15 protein-coding genes, 2 tRNA genes and 1 other RNA gene are annotated in these 16,509 nt (G+C 66.6%); 8 read left to right on the top strand and 10 right to left on the bottom strand.

Annotation, left to right across the window (positions count from 1 at the left end):
* Positions 1-7: 7 nt before the first annotated feature.
* From ssrS to ELY12_RS03930, 3 genes are all read left to right on the top strand, one after another.
* A non-coding RNA gene (ssrS, locus tag ELY12_RS03940) (6S RNA) lies at positions 8-176 on the top strand.
* A 26-nt stretch (positions 177-202) separates the two neighbouring features.
* Entirely contained in the window at positions 203-781 is a 579-nt protein-coding gene (locus ELY12_RS03935) for a 5-formyltetrahydrofolate cyclo-ligase (RefSeq protein ID WP_126175404.1), read from the top strand.
* The gene (locus ELY12_RS03930) at positions 778-1,011 is read left to right on the top strand and encodes a DUF2842 domain-containing protein (RefSeq protein ID WP_126175403.1); all 234 of its coding nucleotides are present in this window, start codon (positions 778-780) and stop codon (positions 1,009-1,011) included. The genes ELY12_RS03935 and ELY12_RS03930 overlap by 4 nt, the downstream gene beginning before the upstream one ends.
* Before the next feature lie 39 nt (positions 1,012-1,050).
* On the opposite strand, the gene ELY12_RS03925 is transcribed toward ELY12_RS03930, so the two are convergent.
* Positions 1,051-1,127 (bottom strand) — tRNA-Asp (locus ELY12_RS03925).
* Positions 1,128-1,292: 165 nt separating this feature from the next.
* Here ELY12_RS03925 and ELY12_RS03920 point away from each other — a divergent pair.
* Positions 1,293-1,715, top strand: coding sequence for a hypothetical protein (locus ELY12_RS03920; RefSeq protein ID WP_126175402.1), 423 nt, complete (start codon positions 1,293-1,295; stop codon positions 1,713-1,715).
* A gap of 4 nt (positions 1,716-1,719) precedes the next feature.
* Here ELY12_RS03920 and ELY12_RS03915 read toward each other — a convergent pair whose 3' ends face one another.
* The 5 genes from ELY12_RS03915 to ELY12_RS03895 all read right to left on the bottom strand — a co-directional run bounded on the left by ELY12_RS03915 (position 1,720) and on the right by ELY12_RS03895 (position 7,193).
* Entirely contained in the window at positions 1,720-2,316 is a 597-nt protein-coding gene (locus ELY12_RS03915; protein ID WP_126175401.1) for a YdeI/OmpD-associated family protein, read from the bottom strand.
* 140 nt (positions 2,317-2,456) lie between these two features.
* Positions 2,457-3,815: a dihydrolipoamide acetyltransferase family protein gene (locus ELY12_RS03910; protein ID WP_126175400.1), complete on the bottom strand. Its 1,359-nt coding sequence runs from the start codon at positions 3,813-3,815 to the stop codon at positions 2,457-2,459.
* Positions 3,815-4,813 (bottom strand): alpha-ketoacid dehydrogenase subunit beta, encoded by a 999-nt coding sequence (locus ELY12_RS03905; RefSeq protein ID WP_206435764.1) that lies wholly within the window; start codon positions 4,811-4,813, stop codon positions 3,815-3,817. The genes ELY12_RS03910 and ELY12_RS03905 overlap by 1 nt, the downstream gene beginning before the upstream one ends.
* Positions 4,814-4,863: 50 nt before the next feature.
* Positions 4,864-6,156: a 3-methyl-2-oxobutanoate dehydrogenase (2-methylpropanoyl-transferring) subunit alpha gene (locus ELY12_RS03900; RefSeq protein ID WP_126175399.1), complete on the bottom strand. Its 1,293-nt coding sequence runs from the start codon at positions 6,154-6,156 to the stop codon at positions 4,864-4,866.
* An 80-nt stretch (positions 6,157-6,236) separates the two neighbouring features.
* Positions 6,237-7,193: a thymidylate synthase gene (locus ELY12_RS03895; protein WP_126175398.1), complete on the bottom strand. Its 957-nt coding sequence runs from the start codon at positions 7,191-7,193 to the stop codon at positions 6,237-6,239.
* A gap of 110 nt (positions 7,194-7,303) precedes the next feature.
* Between ELY12_RS03895 and ELY12_RS03890 the strand changes: the two genes are divergently transcribed.
* Positions 7,304-7,380, top strand: a tRNA-Pro gene (locus ELY12_RS03890).
* A gap of 32 nt (positions 7,381-7,412) precedes the next feature.
* Here ELY12_RS03890 and ELY12_RS03885 read toward each other — a convergent pair.
* Genes ELY12_RS03885 through recG form a run of 4 tightly spaced genes read right to left on the bottom strand, consistent with a single transcriptional unit; the run spans position 7,413 to position 11,723 of the window.
* On the bottom strand, positions 7,413-8,243 hold the full coding sequence (locus tag ELY12_RS03885; RefSeq protein WP_126175397.1) for a hypothetical protein: 831 nt from the start codon (positions 8,241-8,243) through the stop codon (positions 7,413-7,415).
* A 34-nt stretch (positions 8,244-8,277) separates the two neighbouring features.
* Complete coding sequence (locus ELY12_RS03880; protein ID WP_241229712.1) at positions 8,278-9,183, bottom strand: cation efflux transmembrane domain-containing protein; 906 nt, start codon at positions 9,181-9,183, stop codon at positions 8,278-8,280.
* Positions 9,176-9,625 (bottom strand): hypothetical protein, encoded by a 450-nt coding sequence (locus ELY12_RS03875; protein ID WP_126175396.1) that lies wholly within the window; start codon positions 9,623-9,625, stop codon positions 9,176-9,178. Before ELY12_RS03875 ends, ELY12_RS03880 begins: the two co-directional genes overlap by 8 nt.
* Before the next feature lie 37 nt (positions 9,626-9,662).
* A complete protein-coding gene (recG, locus tag ELY12_RS03870) occupies positions 9,663-11,723 on the bottom strand; it encodes an ATP-dependent DNA helicase RecG (RefSeq protein ID WP_126175395.1) in 2,061 nt (686 codons plus the stop codon).
* A gap of 132 nt (positions 11,724-11,855) precedes the next feature.
* On the opposite strand from recG, the gene ELY12_RS03865 reads away from it, so the two are divergent.
* The 3 genes from ELY12_RS03865 (at position 11,856) to mfd (ending at position 16,272) form a co-directional block, all read left to right on the top strand.
* Complete coding sequence (locus tag ELY12_RS03865; protein WP_126175394.1) at positions 11,856-12,368, top strand: hemerythrin domain-containing protein; 513 nt, start codon at positions 11,856-11,858, stop codon at positions 12,366-12,368.
* Between the two features lie 37 nt (positions 12,369-12,405).
* The gene (locus ELY12_RS03860) at positions 12,406-12,678 is read left to right on the top strand and encodes an FAD assembly factor SdhE (protein WP_126175393.1); all 273 of its coding nucleotides are present in this window, start codon (positions 12,406-12,408) and stop codon (positions 12,676-12,678) included.
* A gap of 111 nt (positions 12,679-12,789) precedes the next feature.
* Positions 12,790-16,272, top strand: coding sequence for a transcription-repair coupling factor (gene mfd / locus ELY12_RS03855; protein ID WP_126175392.1), 3,483 nt, complete (start codon positions 12,790-12,792; stop codon positions 16,270-16,272).
* The last annotated feature ends 237 nt before the right edge of the window (positions 16,273-16,509 follow it).

The raw sequence follows: 16,509 nt of genomic DNA, 5'->3' as shown, positions 1-16,509 counted from the left end.
GGACACGGCGGGACTGCCCGGCACGAGCCGCATCAATATCCCTGGGGCTATAAGCACATCCTGGGGGCTGTCCCTGCCCTGAGGCCCTGGTTCGTCCAGGAAATCGGGGTACATGGTCCCCACCTGACGTTCGGCGTCAGAGGATACTGGGGCAAACGACCCATGGTGGTTCCGCCACTCCAACCGCGCTAGGGGCCGCTTCGTGACCGAGACCAAAGCCGCCTTGCGCAAGGCCCTGCGCGCCGAACGCCGCCGCACTGTCGCCGCGCTCCCCAATGCCACGCGGGCGCTGCTGTTCCGCGTGCCGCCCGCACCGCTCAAGGCTCTGATCGCGGACGGCACGACGATTGGCCTCTACCGGGCGAGCCCCAACGAGGCGCCCGCCGCGGCCTACGCACGTTACTTCCAGGAAAACGGCCACGCGATCGCCCTGCCCCGCTTCGCGAACCGCGACGCGCCGATGGAGTTTGCGCTGCACACCGACCCGTTCGGAGAGAGCGACCTCGAAACCGGGCCTTTCGGCCTGCTTCAGCCGCGCGCCGATGCGGAGGAAGTCGTGCCGCAAGTGCTGATCGTCCCTTTGCTCGGCTTCACCGCCGACGGCCGGAGACTGGGTCAGGGCGGCGGGCACTATGACCGCTGGCTTGCCGCGCACCCGGATGTGATCGCGATCGGCCTCGCATGGGACACCCAACTGGTAAATGACCTGCCCCACGAGTCGCACGATCGCCCACTAGCGGCTGTCGTCACGCCCACGCGCCTTTACGGACCGTTCGCATGAGGACCGAGCCCACCCTGCGCATCCCGCTCGGCATTCTCGCGCTTCTGGCGGCGCTCGGCGCCTACGCGCTCGTGATCGCGAACTACGTACCCGGGTTGATCGGCGACTGGCCCGCGCTGGCGCAGACTTTGGTCTATCTGGTGCTTGGCGTGATCTGGCTATTGCCGCTCAAGCGCTTCCTGGTGTGGATGGAGACCGGCAGCTTCCGCTTGCCCGGCGACCGGCGCTGAAGCGCGTCGGCCGTCCGCTCGTCTCAAGGAAGTCCCAAGTGGCGCGAGTGACGGGGCTCGAACCCGCGACCTCCGGCGTGACAGGCCGGCACTCTAACCAACTGAGCTACACCCGCGCATCCGGGGCTTGCACCGCTTGGGAGCCGCGCCACTAGGGGGTGCAACGGGGGCTGTCAACCGCGCTCCAAAGGCTTTTTCGAGCGCGTCCGCGTCACCAAAAATTAACCATATCGCGCCACTCTTTCGCCTGCCCCGGTCGCGGGGCGTGGGGGGAATTTTCGATGCGTTTGGGATTGGCTGTGGGCAGCGTGCTGTGGGTTGCCGCTAGTGCGGCGAGCGCCGGCAATGGAGTCGATATCGACCGCTCGGTCTATGTCGAACGGCGCAATGACGGGGTTCGGGCGCTGGAGCCGGCCACGACGCTCAAGAAGGGCGACAAGGTCGTCCTGGTGCTCGAATGGCGCGCCGCTCCGCGCGGCCGCGGATTCACTGTCGAAAGCGCCGTGCCGCGTCCGCTTGCGTTTCAACGCGCCGGGAACGACGCGGTCGAAGTTTCGACCGACAACGGCCGCAACTGGGGACGCCTCGGGAGCCTGCGTGTGGGCAACCGGCTTGCCTCGGCTGAGGACGTGACGCACCTGCGCTTGCAGGTGCCCGGTTCGGCGCCCGCAGGACGGATGACCTACAGCGCGATCGTCCGCTGAGCTCTCAGCAGTTCTCGTACTTCCAGTTACGCTTCTTACCCTCGGCGAGCCACTCGACCGCCTGAGCGATCCGCTTGGCACGCGTTTCCTCGCGCTTGGCCTCGGTGATCCATTCGAGATACTCGCGCCGGTGCGATGGAGCAAAACCCTCCAGCGCGGCCTTGGCCTTAGCATTGCCTGCCAGTGCAGCAGCGAAGTCGTCGGGCATGGCGATCTCGGCCTTGGGCGGCTTCTTCACTTTGGGAGTGGCGCTGCCCACGGTCTCGACACGCTGCGCGGCTGAGCGCAGCTTGGCGACCAGTTCGTCCCGCGGCGGGAGTTCGTCGATCGACTTGATCTTGCCGAAGCCGCCCATCCCCTCTTTCTGCTCGCCCTCGCCCTGCCGGCCCTCGCCGTGGATCATCATCGCGCAGTGCGCCTTGAACGCCGCCATCCCGGCGACGTTCTTGCCCGCGTGAGTCCAGTGCGGGACCGACCACTTCACGGTCTCGGCCGCCTCGGGCAGCGCCTCGCGAATGACCGCGCGGATGTGCTGCAAGATCGGCTGCGCGAAGGGCGCGGCCTTGGCGATGTAGGCATCGATGCGCGGATCGGTGTTCATGCCCGCAGCGTAGCAAATTGGTCCGTACTCGCAATCGTCGGCCCGGACCTGATCCGGGCCAGTGCTTTCCTTCAGCGTTGCTCCAGAAGCAAGCACCGCCCCCGGGTCAAGCCCGGGGTGACGAAGGGAGAGACCACGGGTCAGTTGACCAGCAGAAGCGCCGGCGTTTCGATCAGCCGTTTGATCGCCTGGATGAAGCTCGCCGCATCCCAGCCATCGACCACCCGGTGGTCGCAGCTGATCGAGATGTTCATCAACTTGCGCTTCTCCACGCGCTCGCCGCCCAATCCGTCGGAGACGAACATCGGCCGCTCGACGATGCGGTTGGGTCCGATGATGGCCACCTCGGGCCGGTTGATCACCGGCGTGGTCGCGACGCCGCCGAGCGGGCCGAGCGAGGTGACGGTGAGCGTCGAGCCCGACAGCTCGCTCGATTTCGCCGACCCATCGCGCGCCGCTTCGGCAAGGCGGCGGATTTCGGTCGCGAGCTGCCACAGGTTCTTGGCTTGGGCGTCACGGATCACGGGGACCATCAGGCCCCCGTCGGTCTGCGTCGCCATGCCGAGGTGCACCGCGCCGTGGCGCGTGACCACGCCCGCCTCGTCGTCGAAGCGCGCGTTGATCATCGGGTAGTCGGGCAGCGTCTTGCAGATCGCGCTGATGAGCAGCGGCAGCATGGTCAGCTTGGGCTTGTCGCCGCGCGCGGCGTTAAGCTGCTCGCGCAGCCGCTCCAGCTCGGTGACGTCACATTCCTCGACGTAAGTGAAGTGCGGGATGTTACGCTTGGCCGCCGCCATGTTCTCGGCGATGCGGCGGCGCAGGCCGATGACCTTGACCGTCTCGTCGGCGCGAGCCTTGCCGGCCGGCGCGTGCCCGGTCGGACCGCCATAGGAGAGAAACGCATCGAGGTCAGCGTGGCGGATGCGGCCTTCCTCGCTCGGGCGCACTTCATTCAGGTTTACGCCGAGGTCCTTGGCGCGTTGCCGGACGGCCGGGGTGGCGAGCACTTTGGCGGCGGATGTTTGTGCGCGGCCTTCGACAGGCTCAGGCTGAGCGGGTTCTGGGGCTGGATCCTTCTTAGCGACATCCGCTCGTCCTGAGCTTGTCGAAGGACCATTCGCGACATCCGCCGCGATCGCCTTGTCCGCATCGCCCGCGTCGGGGTTCTCCGCTTCGACACGTTCTTCGATCGTTTCGGCCTTGGGCGCAGGAGCCGCAGCGGCGGCTGCTGGCGCCGGAGCCGCATCGTTCCCCTCGCCCTCGGTCTCGATCACCACCAGCATTGAACCGATCGCGATCACGTCCCCGGCCTCGCCCGCGACTTCAACCACGGTGCCCGAGACCGGGCTTTCCATCTCGACCGTCGCCTTGTCGGTCATCATGTCGGCGATCTGCTGGTCTTCCTCGACCTTGTCGCCGGGCTTGACGTGCATCGCGACGATTTCGGCCTCGGCGATGCCTTCGCCGATGTCGGGGAGGTTGAAAGTGTACCGGCCCATTATGCTTCCAGTATCTTGTCGAGCGCTTCGCCGATGCGAACCGGGCCGGGGAAATAGGCCCATTCGAGGCTGTGCGGATAGGGGGTGTCGAAGCCGGTCACCCGTTCGACCGGGGCTTCGAGGTGATAGAAGCAGCGTTCGGTGACCAGCGCGGAGAGCTCCGCGCCGAAGCCGCTCGTGCGGGTCGCTTCGTGCACGATCAGGCAGCGGCCGGTCTTCTCGACCGAAGCCTCGATCGCCTCGATGTCGAGTGGCACCAGCGTGCGCAGGTCAATGATCTCGGCATCGACACCCTTCTCGCGGCATACCGCGGCGGTGACGTGGACCATCGTGCCATAGGTCAGCACGGTCAGAGCATCGCCCTGGCGCACGGTGCGCGCCTTGCCGAGCGGGATCGAATAGTAGCCCTCGGGCACCTTGCTGTCGGGGTGCGTTTTCCACGGCTCGACCGGCTTGTCGTAGTAGCCGCTGAAGGGGCCGTTGTAGATCCGCTTCGGCTCGAAGAAGATCACCGGATCGTTGTCCTCGATCGCGGCGATCAGCAGGCCCTTGGCGTCGTAGGGCGTGCTCGGGATCACGGTCTTGAGCCCGGCGACGTGGGTGAACAGCGATTCGGGGCTCTGGCTGTGGGTCTGCCCGCCGAAGATGCCGCCGCCGAACGGGCTGCGCACGGTCATCGGCGCGATGAACTCGCCCGCCGAGCGGTAGCGCAGCCGCGCCGCCTCGCTGATGAGCTGGTCCATGCCGGGGTAGATGTAGTCGGCGAACTGGATTTCCGGCACCGGGCGCAGGCCATATGCGCCCATGCCGACCGCCGCGCCGATGATCCCGCATTCGGAGATCGGCGTGTCGAACACGCGGGTCTTGCCGTACTTTTCCTGCAGGCCGGCGGTGGCGCGGAACACGCCGCCGAAGTAGCCGACATCCTCGCCCATGATGATCACGGTCGGATCGTGGCCGAGCATGATGTCGAGCGCGTCGTTGATCGCCTCAATCATGTTGATGTTGCGCGCCGGCGCGTCGGCCAGGCCGACGGGGGCGTCGTCGATCACGCTGCTGGCCACTTGATTTCCCTTTCGCGGATCGCCTGTGCGGCCTGTTCCTCGAGGTGCCAGGGCAGTTCCTCGAACACGTCCTCGAACATCGTGTGGAACGGATGGTGGAGGCCGTGGCCGAGGATGCCGTTCTTCTCGGCTTCCTTGGTCGCCGCCTTGACTTGCTCGGCGCTGTCGAGGTCGAGCTTTTCCTGCCGCTCCTCGTCCCATTCGCCCATCGCGATGAGATGGTTCTTCAGGCGCATCACTGGGTCGCCGAGCGGCCACTCGCTGCGCTCCTGCGCGCTGCGGTACTGGCTGGGATCGTCGGAGGTCGAGTGCCCTTCGGCGCGGTAACTGAAGTGCTCGATCAGCGTCGGCCCGGCGTTGGCGCGGGCGCGGTTGGCGGCCCACTGCTCGGCGGCATAGCAGGCGAGCGCGTCGTTGCCGTCGACCCTCAAGCTGGCGATGCCGTAGCCGACCCCGCGCGCGGCGAAGGTTGCCCGCTCGCCGCCGGCGAATCCCGAGAAGCTACTGATCGCCCACTGGTTGTTGACCACGTTGAGGATCACGGGCGCGTTGTACACGGTGGCGAACAGGCACGCGGCGTGGAAGTCGCCCTCCGCGGTGCTGCCCTCGCCTACCCAGGTCGCGGCGATCCGGCTGTCGCCGCGCATCGCGCTCGCCATCGCCCAGCCGACCGCCTGCGGGGTCTGGGTCGCAAGGTTGCCGCTGATGGTGAAGAAGCTGTGCGCCCGGCTCGAATACATGATCGGGAGCTGGCGGCCCTTCAGCTTGTCGCCGCGGTTCGAGTAGATCTGGTTGATCATCTCGATCAGCGGATAGCCGCGCGCGAGGAGGATGCCCTGCTGGCGGTAGCTCGGGAACACCATGTCGTCGGCCGCGAGCGCCATTGCGGCGGCGACACTGGTCGCCTCTTCGCCGGTGCACTTCATGTAGAAACTGGTCTTGCCTTGGCGCTGGCCGCGATACATCCGCTCGTCGAAGGCGCGGGTCAGCGCCATCACCGACAGCATGCGACGCAGTGTGTCGGGATCGAGCTTCGGATCCCACGGGCCGTGCGCGCGGTTGTCCTCGCCCAGCACGCGGATGAGGTCGTTGGCGAGCGGCGCGGTATCGATCGCGGGGCAGGTCTCGTCGGGCCGCGCCTGCGCGCCAGCCTGGGTGATCTTGAGGTCCGAGAAATCAACCGCGTCACCGGGGCGAAACTTGGGTTCGGGAACGTGGAAGCTCAGCGCCGGGCGATTGTGCCCTGCCTGTCCCGTCCCATCTGAGCCGTTAGCCAACTCGCTCTCCCGCAGTGCAGCATTGTTATGCGAACGCGTTATTTTATTTCAAAGCGGGTCAGCGAGTCAAGAAAGCCCCGTCACACCGCTACCGGCGCCTTGAGCGCGCCGAGCGGCGTGTAATTGGACACCTCGAAATCCTCGATCCGGTAATCGAACATCGAGGCGGGCCGCCGCACAAACCCAAGCCGCGGGCGGCCCTGCGGTTCCCGGCTGAGCTGCTCCTCGATCAGTTCGGCGTGGTTGAGGTAGAGGTGCACGTCCCCGCCCATCCACACGAACTCTCCCGGCTCGAGGTCCGCCTGCTGCGCAAGCATCCGCTGCAACAGCGCGGCCGACCACAAGTTGAACGGCAGTCCCAGCGCGACATCGCAACTGCGCTGGTAGAGCAGGCCGTTGAGCTTCCCGTCCGCAACGTGGAACTGGTAGGTCTTATGACAAGGCGGCAGCGCCATCCGGTCGAGCTCGGCGACGTTCCAGCCCTCGATGATGTGCCGCCGGCTGCCCGGGTTCTCGCGCAAGGAGAGCACCACCTCTGCGACCTGGTTGATCCCCTGCCCCGGCTCGTAGAGCCCGTCCGGCCGGTAGCGGTAGGTCGGCCAGTCGACCCACTGCTTGCCGTACACCGGTCCCAGGTCGCCCCACTGTTCGGCGAACGTTTCGTCCTGTTCGATGCGCTCGATGAAGCGCTCGATTGACACGTCGTCGCCCGTCTCGCGGACGTAGCGCGCGTGGGGCCAGTCATCCCAGATGTGCACACCCTGCAGCACCAGCGGGCGGATGTTGGTCTCGCCGGTCAGGAACCACAGCAGCTCACGCGTCGCGGTCTTCCAGTACACCCGCTTGCTGGTGATCAGCGGCATCGCCCCGTCGGCCAGATCGAACCGCAGCGTCGCCCCGAACACCGAACGCGTGCCGACCCCGGTGCGGTCCACCCGCTCGGAGCCCGCGGTCCAGATACGCCGCATCAGGTCGAGGTACTGCTGCTCCGGATGCTCGGAGGTGCGAGAATCGGCGAGCGGAAAGGCGGTGGCCATGCGAAGTTCCTAGACCGCCAATTGCGCGCTTGCCACCCCGCCGACCCGTCCCTATAGGCGCGCTCCTGCCTCGAAGCCCCATCCTCTGGATGACGGCATCGGACATCGGTCGGGGAATAGCTCAGCCTGGTAGAGCACTGTCTTCGGGAGGCAGGGGCCGGAGGTTCGAATCCTCTTTCCCCGACCACTTTCTTTTCTTCTCATCCACCAGAATCGCGGTCACGCCTCGCGTGCGTTTGCAGGCAGCAGCGCGACGCTTAACAGGTACCCGATCACGGCGGCCCCGCCGTAACCGACGAGCGGAGTCGGATAGTTCCCGATGGCAGCAGCGGCGATCGCGGCAGTCCAGCTTACGCCGAACGCCAGCAGCACCGTCTGCTCCGGCACGCGCCTGTGAGCCAACATGGCAGGCGCAACAATGAGCAGGGATCCGAGCAGGACTGCGATTCCCGCGAGCACATAAGACTCGAACGCGGTGTAGAGCACGCGTTCCACGAACGGCTCAGCCGGCAGGCTATCCGGCCGGAACAGCGTGACCACGAAGGCAACTGCACAGGCTACGGTCGCAATTGCGGTCATCCGGCCAGGCTTGCCGAAAGCGATCACCGCTGTGCCCACGGCCAACATGCCGGCCATCGCTCGATCCGGTTGGGCAGCCAGCGCGGCGGCCGCGACGAGGACGCCGGCGGTTCCAATCGCGTCCGTGGTGCGCGCGTAGAGTACGATCAAGGCGGGCAAGACGACGAAGCTAGTTTGCAGGCTCAAGGGTCCCACCATAACCCATCGGGACGCGCCGTTCAGCTCCGCACCGGCCACTGCGGTGGCCAGCAGCAACGCGGCCAGTGCCAGAACCACCCAGCCGCTCCACCGCGGGGCATTGCGGCCGCGCAATGCGAGCCAAGCCATAGCGCCCACGGCAAAGGCCGCCGCGTTGATGATCGGGTATCGGGACGGTGCACCGGCGGCGATCAGGTAGCCAATGCCCAAGGCGACTGCGCCTGCAGCGCAGATCAGGCCGAGCAGGCGCGGACTGGCGAGCAGGCGATTCACAGCGCTGACTTTATACTGAGCCGCGGCCGAGCGGCTATGGCCGGAAGCTGATCGAATCGATCCGCCAGTCGTCGCAGCCGTCGATTTTCAGCTTGTCGCGGTTGAAGTCGCCTGGCCGCGCGCCGACCACCTCGGCGCGGATGAAGCGGCCGGTTTCGCGCAGCAGGATCGCTTTCGCCTCGGGGAACTGCTGGTGCAGGCTCTTGGCGAGGGCGTCTGCTTCCTGCGAGAGTTTCTCGTCTCCGAGCTCGCGCGGCATGCCGTCGATCAGCTCGCCCGCCGCGACCTTCATCGCGTTCCAGCCGTCCCAGATGATGCTCGCCGAGATGATCGCCGCTGCCACCGCGTCCGCCCACCAGAACCCGAAGCCGATGCCCAGGATGCCGAGGATGCCGGCGATGCCCGTCTGCCAATTGGCCTTGTTCATCAGCGCATCGGTGTGAAGCAGCTTGTCCCGTAAGCTCTTGGCGAGCTTCAGTTCCTTGCGGCCGATGATGAACGGCGGGATGCAGGCGTAGGCTTGCGCCGCGATCATGAACCAGCCGAGCCACACGTCGCGTCCCCACACCCGGACGGTGCCGATGGTGACGTGCTCCTGCGCCATCAGCGCGGTGACCGCGTCCTTGAGCAGGAACACGCCGACCGCTGCCAGCGCGACCGCGGCGACGAGAAAGCCGAGCCCGTTCACCCGGTCGTAGCCGTAGTGATAGCGCCCGTCGGCCCCGCGCCGCTCGAACCGCTCGCCGATCAGGAAAGCGAGCGGCGGGATCAGGCCGAGGATGTCCTCAACCCACGCGGTCTTCATCGCCTGGCTCGATCCCATCGCCGCGCCGAGCGCGCCGACGTAGGTAATGGTCCAGAAGATGTTCCACTTTTCGAGCCGGACCGCCGCGCGCATGTCCTGCGCGATGGCATCGGGATGACCCGCGTGCTCACTCACGGCCGGCATCCTCACGTATATCCCGGACGGTCTTCTCGAGCACGCCGACCCAGCGGTTCTCGCCGTTGGCGGCGACCGGCGACAGGCCGAGCGAACGATCGCCGGCCGGGCGGTCGACGATCGGTTCGACGATGGCGACTTCCGGCAGCCACGGACTGTCGGAGGCGAAATCGCCGAGCACCAGGTCAAGCGCGCCTTGATCCAGCCGCGCCAGTTGCAGTTCGGCTGGTCCACGCTCGGTGACCACCCGAGCGCCCGACTCGCGCTGGAGCCGCGCTAGAAAATCGCGCGCAAGCGGCTCGTCGACATCACGCATGGTCACCAAACCGACGCGAATGGTGCCGCGCTCGTGAATGCCCTGTAACGTATCGTCGATGTCGCGCGGAAACGGCCCGCAGGCCGCGAGCAGCAATGTCAGAAGCCCCCAGACAAAGCGTGCCATATCATGGATTAATGCGCGGGGACCGCTTCAGTGCCCGTCAGCCCCCGCGCAGCAATTGCACGCCCCAGTCGCGCTCGAAGAGGTACAGCAGGATGCGCGCCGCCTCCCCGCGAGGACTGGCGAGGCCGCCGTCGCGCTCCATCAGCAGGCGCGCATCTTCGCTGGCGATGGGGAGCAGGCGCTGGATTTGTTCGAGGTCGGCAACTTGGAACGGTGTATCGCCCGACTGGCGGGTCCCCAGCAATTCGCCCCCGCCGCGCAGCCGCAGGTCCTCTTCGGCGAGGCGAAAACCGTCCTGCGTCTCGCGCATCAGCGCCAGCCGCTCGCGGCCGACTTCGCTCAGCGCCTCGCCGCGCAGCAGCAGGCAGACTGATTTCTGGCTCCCTCGCCCGACCCGGCCGCGAAGCTGGTGGAGCTGGGCGAGTCCGAAGCGCTCGGCCTGCTCGATCACCATCAGTGTGGCGTTGGGCACGTCGACCCCGACTTCGATCACGGTGGTGGCGACCAACAGCTTGGCATCGCCGCGCGCGAACCGCTCCATCGCGGCGTCCTTGGCTTCTGGGCGCAGCTGGCCGTGGACCAATACCACCGCCTCGCCGAACCGCTCACGCAAGCTCAAATAGCGCGCTTCCGCAGCGGCGATGTCCTCGGTTTCGAGCTCGCGGACCATCGGGCAGACCCAATAGGCCTGCGCGCCCGCTTCGATCTGGCGCGCGAGACGGTCGATCACCTCGGGCGTGCGGTCGGCGCTGATCACCACCGTGTCGATCGCCTGCCGACCCGGAGGCATCTCGTCGAGGCGGCTGACGTCCATTTCACCATACTGCGCCAGCGTCAGCGTGCGCGGGATCGGGGTGGCGGTCATCGCCAGGGTGTGCGGAGTGACACGGCCCTTGCTCGCGAGCGTCAGCCGCTGCGACACGCCGAAGCGGTGCTGCTCGTCGATCACCACCAGCCCCAGGTTCTTGTAGTTCACCGTGTCTTGGAAGATCGCGTGGGTGCCCACCAGCACCTGGATGCCGCCGTCGTGCAGCCCCATCAGGATCGATTCGCGCGCCCGGCCCTTGTCGCGCCCTGTCAGCAGCGCGATCTCGACCCCGGTCGGCGCGAGCATGCGGCGCAGCGTCTCGAAGTGCTGGCGCGCGAGTATTTCGGTCGGGGCGAGCAGCGCGGCCTGCGCACCCGCTTCGACCGCCACCAGCATCGCCTCCAGCGCGACCACTGTCTTGCCGCTGCCGACATCACCCTGCAGCAGGCGCAGCATCGGCGTGTCTTGCTGCAGGTCGCCTTCAATCTCGGTTATCGAGCGGCGCTGCGCCCCGGTGAGCGGGAACGGCAGCTCGAGCTTGGCGCGCAAGCTGCCGTCACCTCGCAAAGGTTGCCCGCGCCGCTTGCGATTGTCCGCTTTGACCAAGGCCAACGCGAGGCTGTTGGCGAGCAGCTCGTCATACGCCAGCCGATCACGCGCGGCAGGGTGCTCGCCCTTGTGCGCCAGCTTCAGCGCGTCCGCCCACGCGGGCCACTTGGTGCGCTCGAAATGGGTCGGCTCGATCCATTCGGGCAGCGCCGGCAACCGCGCCAGCGCTTGCGCGGCGAGGCCTGCGACCTTGGGCTGCGTGAGCCCCTCGGACAGTGAATAGACCGGCTCGTTGAGCGTGCCCAACAGCCCGCTGCTGTCCTCCGCGACATGGTCCGGATGGACGATCTGTAGCATCTGGCCATACTGGTCGAGCCGCCCCGCGACCCAGCGCTTCGCGCCGACCGGCAACTGCTTCTTCGCGGTGTAGCTCGCCTTGCCGAAGTAGGTTAGCGAGGCGACGTTGCCGAGGGCGTCCTGCGCCAGCACGTTGTACGGCCCGCGCCCCGAGCGCGCCGCGCGGTGCTCGATCACCGTCAGCGGTACGACGACCTGCTCGCCCACGCTCGCCTGGTCGAGGTTCTCGACCGGACGACGGGTCACGAAGCGATCGGGCAGGTGATAGGCGACATCGCGCACACGAGTGAGCCCAAGCTTGTCGAGCGGCTTGGTCATCTTCGGCCCGACCCCGTCGAGCGTCTCGACTTCGGCAAATAAAGGATTGAGCACGTCGGGGCGCATGGCGCGCTTAAATCAACTTACGCGCGGTTTGTCGCCCCCGACGGTTTGCAACAATTGTTAGCGTGGAACGAGTCTGCCGGTTCGCCGCTTTGATGAGTGACCAAGCTTACACCACTCAAGCGGAGACGACCGATGGCCACCGAAGAATTCACCGACGCGATCGCGCTGCTCAAGGCCGACCACCGCGAAGTCGAAGACCTGTTCGCCCAGTTCGAAAAGGCGAAGGACGACAACCGCAAGTGGGAGATCGCGCAGAAGGTCTGCAACGAGCTCAAGATCCACTCAATGATCGAGGAAGAGATCTTCTACCCCGCAACCAAGGATGCGGTCGAGGAGGACCTCTACAAGGAAGCCTTCGTCGAGCACGACGGCGCCAAGGTGCTGATCAACGACATCATGGAGAGCGGCGGTCAGGGCGAATTCTTCGAGGCCAAGGTCAAGGTGCTGTCCGAAGAGATCGAGCATCACGTCGAGGAAGAGGAAAAGCGCGGCGAAGGCTACTTCGCCCAGGTGCGCGATAGCGACATCGACCTCGTCGCCCTGCGCGACCAGATGCTCGCCCGCAAGCAGGAATTGCAGGCGCAGGCCGAGTCGGGCGGCCTGCCCGCCGCCGAGCTCACCGCAGTCGACGCCGACGCCAGTTGAGCGTGACGGATTGCGCCGTGGCGGGTATGCGCCCGCCATGGCCGATCTAGCCCTCGCCCCTCGCCTCGCCCGCGCGAAGTTTCGCGCGTGGCATCGTGGTACGCGCGAGGCGGACTACATGATCGGCGGGTTCTTCGACCGTTACTCCGGACGCTGGTCCGAGAGCGATCTGGCGTGGTTCGAAGCCTTGCTCGAAGAAGACGATGTCGACGTGATGGCGTGGGCGTTGCGCGTGCAGGAGCCGCCTGCGGCGCTCGCCGGGCCGCTGATGGAAGCCATGCGTAAGCTGGACTACGTCGATATCGCTTGAGGGCCGGAAACCGGTTGGAATGCCGGGCGTTCGCCCTATCTGAGCTTTCAGAAATAACCCGCTCGAATCTCTCGGGCGGGCGCCGCCGCGTGCCTAACCGACAGGATCCCGATGCCCGACCTCCAGAAAATCCTGTCCGCCAAGACGCCGCTGACGCTCGCTTCGATCCCGCGGGGCGCGCAACCGCTGGTGATGAGCGACCTTGCCCGCGCCGCGAAAGGCCGCGCGGTGTTCATCGCGCCCGACGAAGCCGGCATGCGCGCGGTCAGCGAAGCGGCGCAATTCTTTGCGCCCGAGCTGGAGGTGATCGAATTCCCCGCGTGGGACTGCCTCCCCTACGACCGCGCCAGCCCCGCCCTGTCGGTGAGCGCGCGCCGGCTGTCGGCGTTGCACCGGTTGCAGGCAGGCAAGACCGGATCGCAACTGCTGGTGACCACGGTCAATGCGCTGCTACAGCGCGTGCTCACTCCGTTCCGCGTGCGCGAGGCGGTGCGTGAGCTTAAGCCTGGGATGTCGATCGAGCGCGAGGCGCTGATCGGGGTGCTCCAGCGGCAGGGCTACACGCGGACCGACACGGTGGTCGATCACGGCGAGTTCGCGGTGCGCGGGTCGATCTTCGACGTGTTCCCCTCGGGCCTCGACCACGGCCTGCGGCTCGACTTCTTCGGCGATGAGCTCGAATCGCTGCGCCTGTTCGACCCGACCACGCAGATGACGACCGGCACGCTCGAGCGGCACTTGCTGCTGCCGGCGAGCGAAGCGCTGCTCGACGACGACACGATCAAGCGCTTCCGCACCCGCTACCGCGAGATGTTCGGCGCCAATGCGACGCAGGACCCGCTCTATCAGGCGATCAGCGAAGGCCGCCGCCTCGCGGGGATGGAGCACTGGCTGCCGCTGTTCGAGGAGCGCCTCTCGACGCTGTTCGACCATCTCGCCGACAATGACCTGATGGTGATCGACGGCGGCGCGCTCACTGCTGCGGATGAGCGGCTGACCGACATCGCCGACTATCACACACAGCGCGAAAGCGGCAGCTACCGCCCGCTGGCCGAAGACGCATTGTACTTGTCGGCCGACGAGTTCCAGGCCGCGCTCAAGGACCGCCCGGTCCACCGCGCCTCGATCTTCGCCGAGCCCGAGAGCGCGAACGTGATCGACTTCGCCTTCCAGTCGGGCCGCGACTTCGCGCCCGAGCGCGCGCGGCAGGCGAGCGGCGAAGGCGGCAGCATCTACGCCGCCGCCGCCGACCACCTCAAGGCGGCGGGCAAGGCCGGCAAGCGCCCGCTGCTGGCGCTCTACTCCAAGGGCAGCCGCGCCCGCATAGCTTCGATCATCGGCGAAGCGGGCGCGCCGATGGAGCTGGCGGAAAGCTGGCAGGAAGCGCTCGGGCTATCGGCCAAGGGCAAGCCGACCGCGCTGGTCGTCCCGCTTGAGACCGGGTTCGCGAACGATGAGATCGACCTCGTCACCGAGGCCGACCTGCTCGGCGACCGATTGGTCCGCCGCAAGAAACGCCGCAAGAGCGCCGACGCCTTCCTCGCCGAACTGCAGGCGCTCAACGCCGGCGATCTGGTGGTCCACATCGACCACGGCATCGGCAAGTACCTCGGCCTCGAAGCGATCCCGGTCGGCAAGTCGCAGCACGACTGCGTGATGCTCGAATACGCGGGCGGCGATAAGCTCTACGTGCCGGTTGAGAACCTCGAGGTCCTGAGCCGCTACGGTTCGAGCGAGGAATCGGTCGGCCTCGACCGGCTCGGCGGCGAGGCGTGGCAGAAGCGCCGAAGCCGCCTCAAGGAGCGCATCCGCGAGATCGCGCACGAGCTCCTGCGCACCGCAGCCGCGCGCGCGCTGCGCAAGGCGCCGGTGGTAGAGGTCGACGAGGCCAGCTTTATGCCCTTTGTCGATCGCTTCCCATGGGAGGAGACCGACGACCAGGACCGCGCGATCTTCGAGGTGCTGTCCGATCTCGCCAGCGGCGCGCCGATGGACCGACTCGTCTGCGGCGACGTCGGCTTCGGCAAGACCGAGGTCGCGCTGCGCGCCGCCTTCGCCACCGCGATGAGCGGCAAGCAGGTGGCGGTTGTCGCCCCTACCACCCTGCTCGCCCGCCAGCACTACGAGAACTTCGCCGCGCGCTTCTCCGGCTTCCCGCTCAAGGTCGGCCGCCTCAGCCGCCTCGTCTCGTCGAAGGAAATGGCCGAGACCCGCGAGGGCCTTGCCTCGGGCGACATCGATGTTGTCGTCGGCACCCACGCGATCCTGTCCAAGTCGACCCAGTTCAAGAACCTCGGCCTGGTGGTGGTCGACGAGGAGCAGCGCTTCGGCGTCACCCACAAGGAGAAGCTCAAGCAGCTCCGCGCCGACGTGCACGTGCTCACCCTCACCGCCACGCCCATTCCGCGCACGCTGCAGATGGCGATGAGCGGGTTGCGCGAACTCTCAACCATCCAGACCCCGCCCGTCGACCGCCTCGCGGTGCGCACTTACGTGATGGAATGGGACGACATGGTCATGCGCGAGGCGCTGCTGCGCGAGCATCACCGCGGCGGCCAGAGCTTCATCGTCGTCCCCCGCATCAAGGACATGCCCGAAGTCGAGGACTGGCTGAAGAAGCACGTCCCCGAAGTGAAGGCGATCAGCGCGCACGGTCAGATGTCCCCGACCGAGGTCGAGGAAAGAATGAGCGCGTTCTACGAGGGCAAGTACGAGGTGCTGCTGTCGACCACGATCGTCGAGAGCGGGCTCGATATCCCGAGCGCCAACACCATCGTCATCCACCGCGCCGACCGCTTCGGCCTCGCGCAGCTCTACCAGCTGCGCGGCCGCGTCGGCCGGTCGAAGCTGCGCGCTTATGCTTACCTGACCACGCCCAAGGACACCGCGCTCAATGAAGTGGCGGAGAAGCGGCTTAAGGTGCTGGGCGATCTCGACAGCCTGGGCGCCGGCTTCCAGCTCGCCAGCCACGATCTGGACATCCGCGGCGCGGGCAACCTGCTCGGCGATGAGCAATCGGGCCACATCCGCGAGGTTGGGTTCGAGCTCTACCAGTCGATGCTGGAGGACGCGATCCTCGCCGCCAAGGCAGGTGACATGGGTGTCGAGCGCGAAGCCGGGCCGAGCCCGCAGATCACGGTCGATGCACCGATCATGATCCCCGAGGACTACGTGCCCGACCTCACCGTCCGCATGGGCCTCTACCGCCGCCTCAACGACGCGCGCGACCAGGGCGAGATCGAAGCGCTGGCGGCCGAGATGATCGACCGCTTCGGCCCCCTGCCCGCTCCGACGGCGAACCTCGTCAAGCTGATCGAGATCAAACACCAGGCGATCGTCGCCAACATCGCCAAGATCGACGTCGGCGCCCGCGGCACGCTGGTGACCTTCCATAAGGACAGCTTCCCCGATCCCGACGGCCTGCTCGGCTGGGTCGAGCGCGTCGGTGGCGACGCCAAGCTGCGCCCGGACATGAAGCTGGTGCTGAGCCGCGCGTGGGGCGATCCGCAGAGCCGTCTGAACGGCCTGTTCCAGCTCACCAAGGGCCTGAGCGGGATCGTGCGGCGGCAGGAGAAGCTGAAAAAGGCGGCGTAATACTTGGCGCTGCCACAGTACCGATTCGTTTTTCGTTAACTATTATCTTTGGAGAGGGGATCGAGAGGGCCTCGCCCCGGAATCAAAAAGCCCCGGAAAAACCGGGGCTTTTCAAGCATTTCCGGAGGCTTAGCGGCCGCCGAAAACGTCGTTCCAGAATTTCCAAATCGACATCACTGCCTCCTGTTGCGACGAACGTCTCAACAGTGACAGTTAACAGATCGTAAATGGTTTGCA

It is taken from the genome of Tsuneonella rigui, assembly GCF_003958625.1.
In the GTDB taxonomy this organism is placed as follows: Bacteria; Pseudomonadota; Alphaproteobacteria; order Sphingomonadales; family Sphingomonadaceae; genus Tsuneonella; species Tsuneonella rigui.
This window is presented reverse-complemented; position numbering and strand designations above follow the sequence as displayed.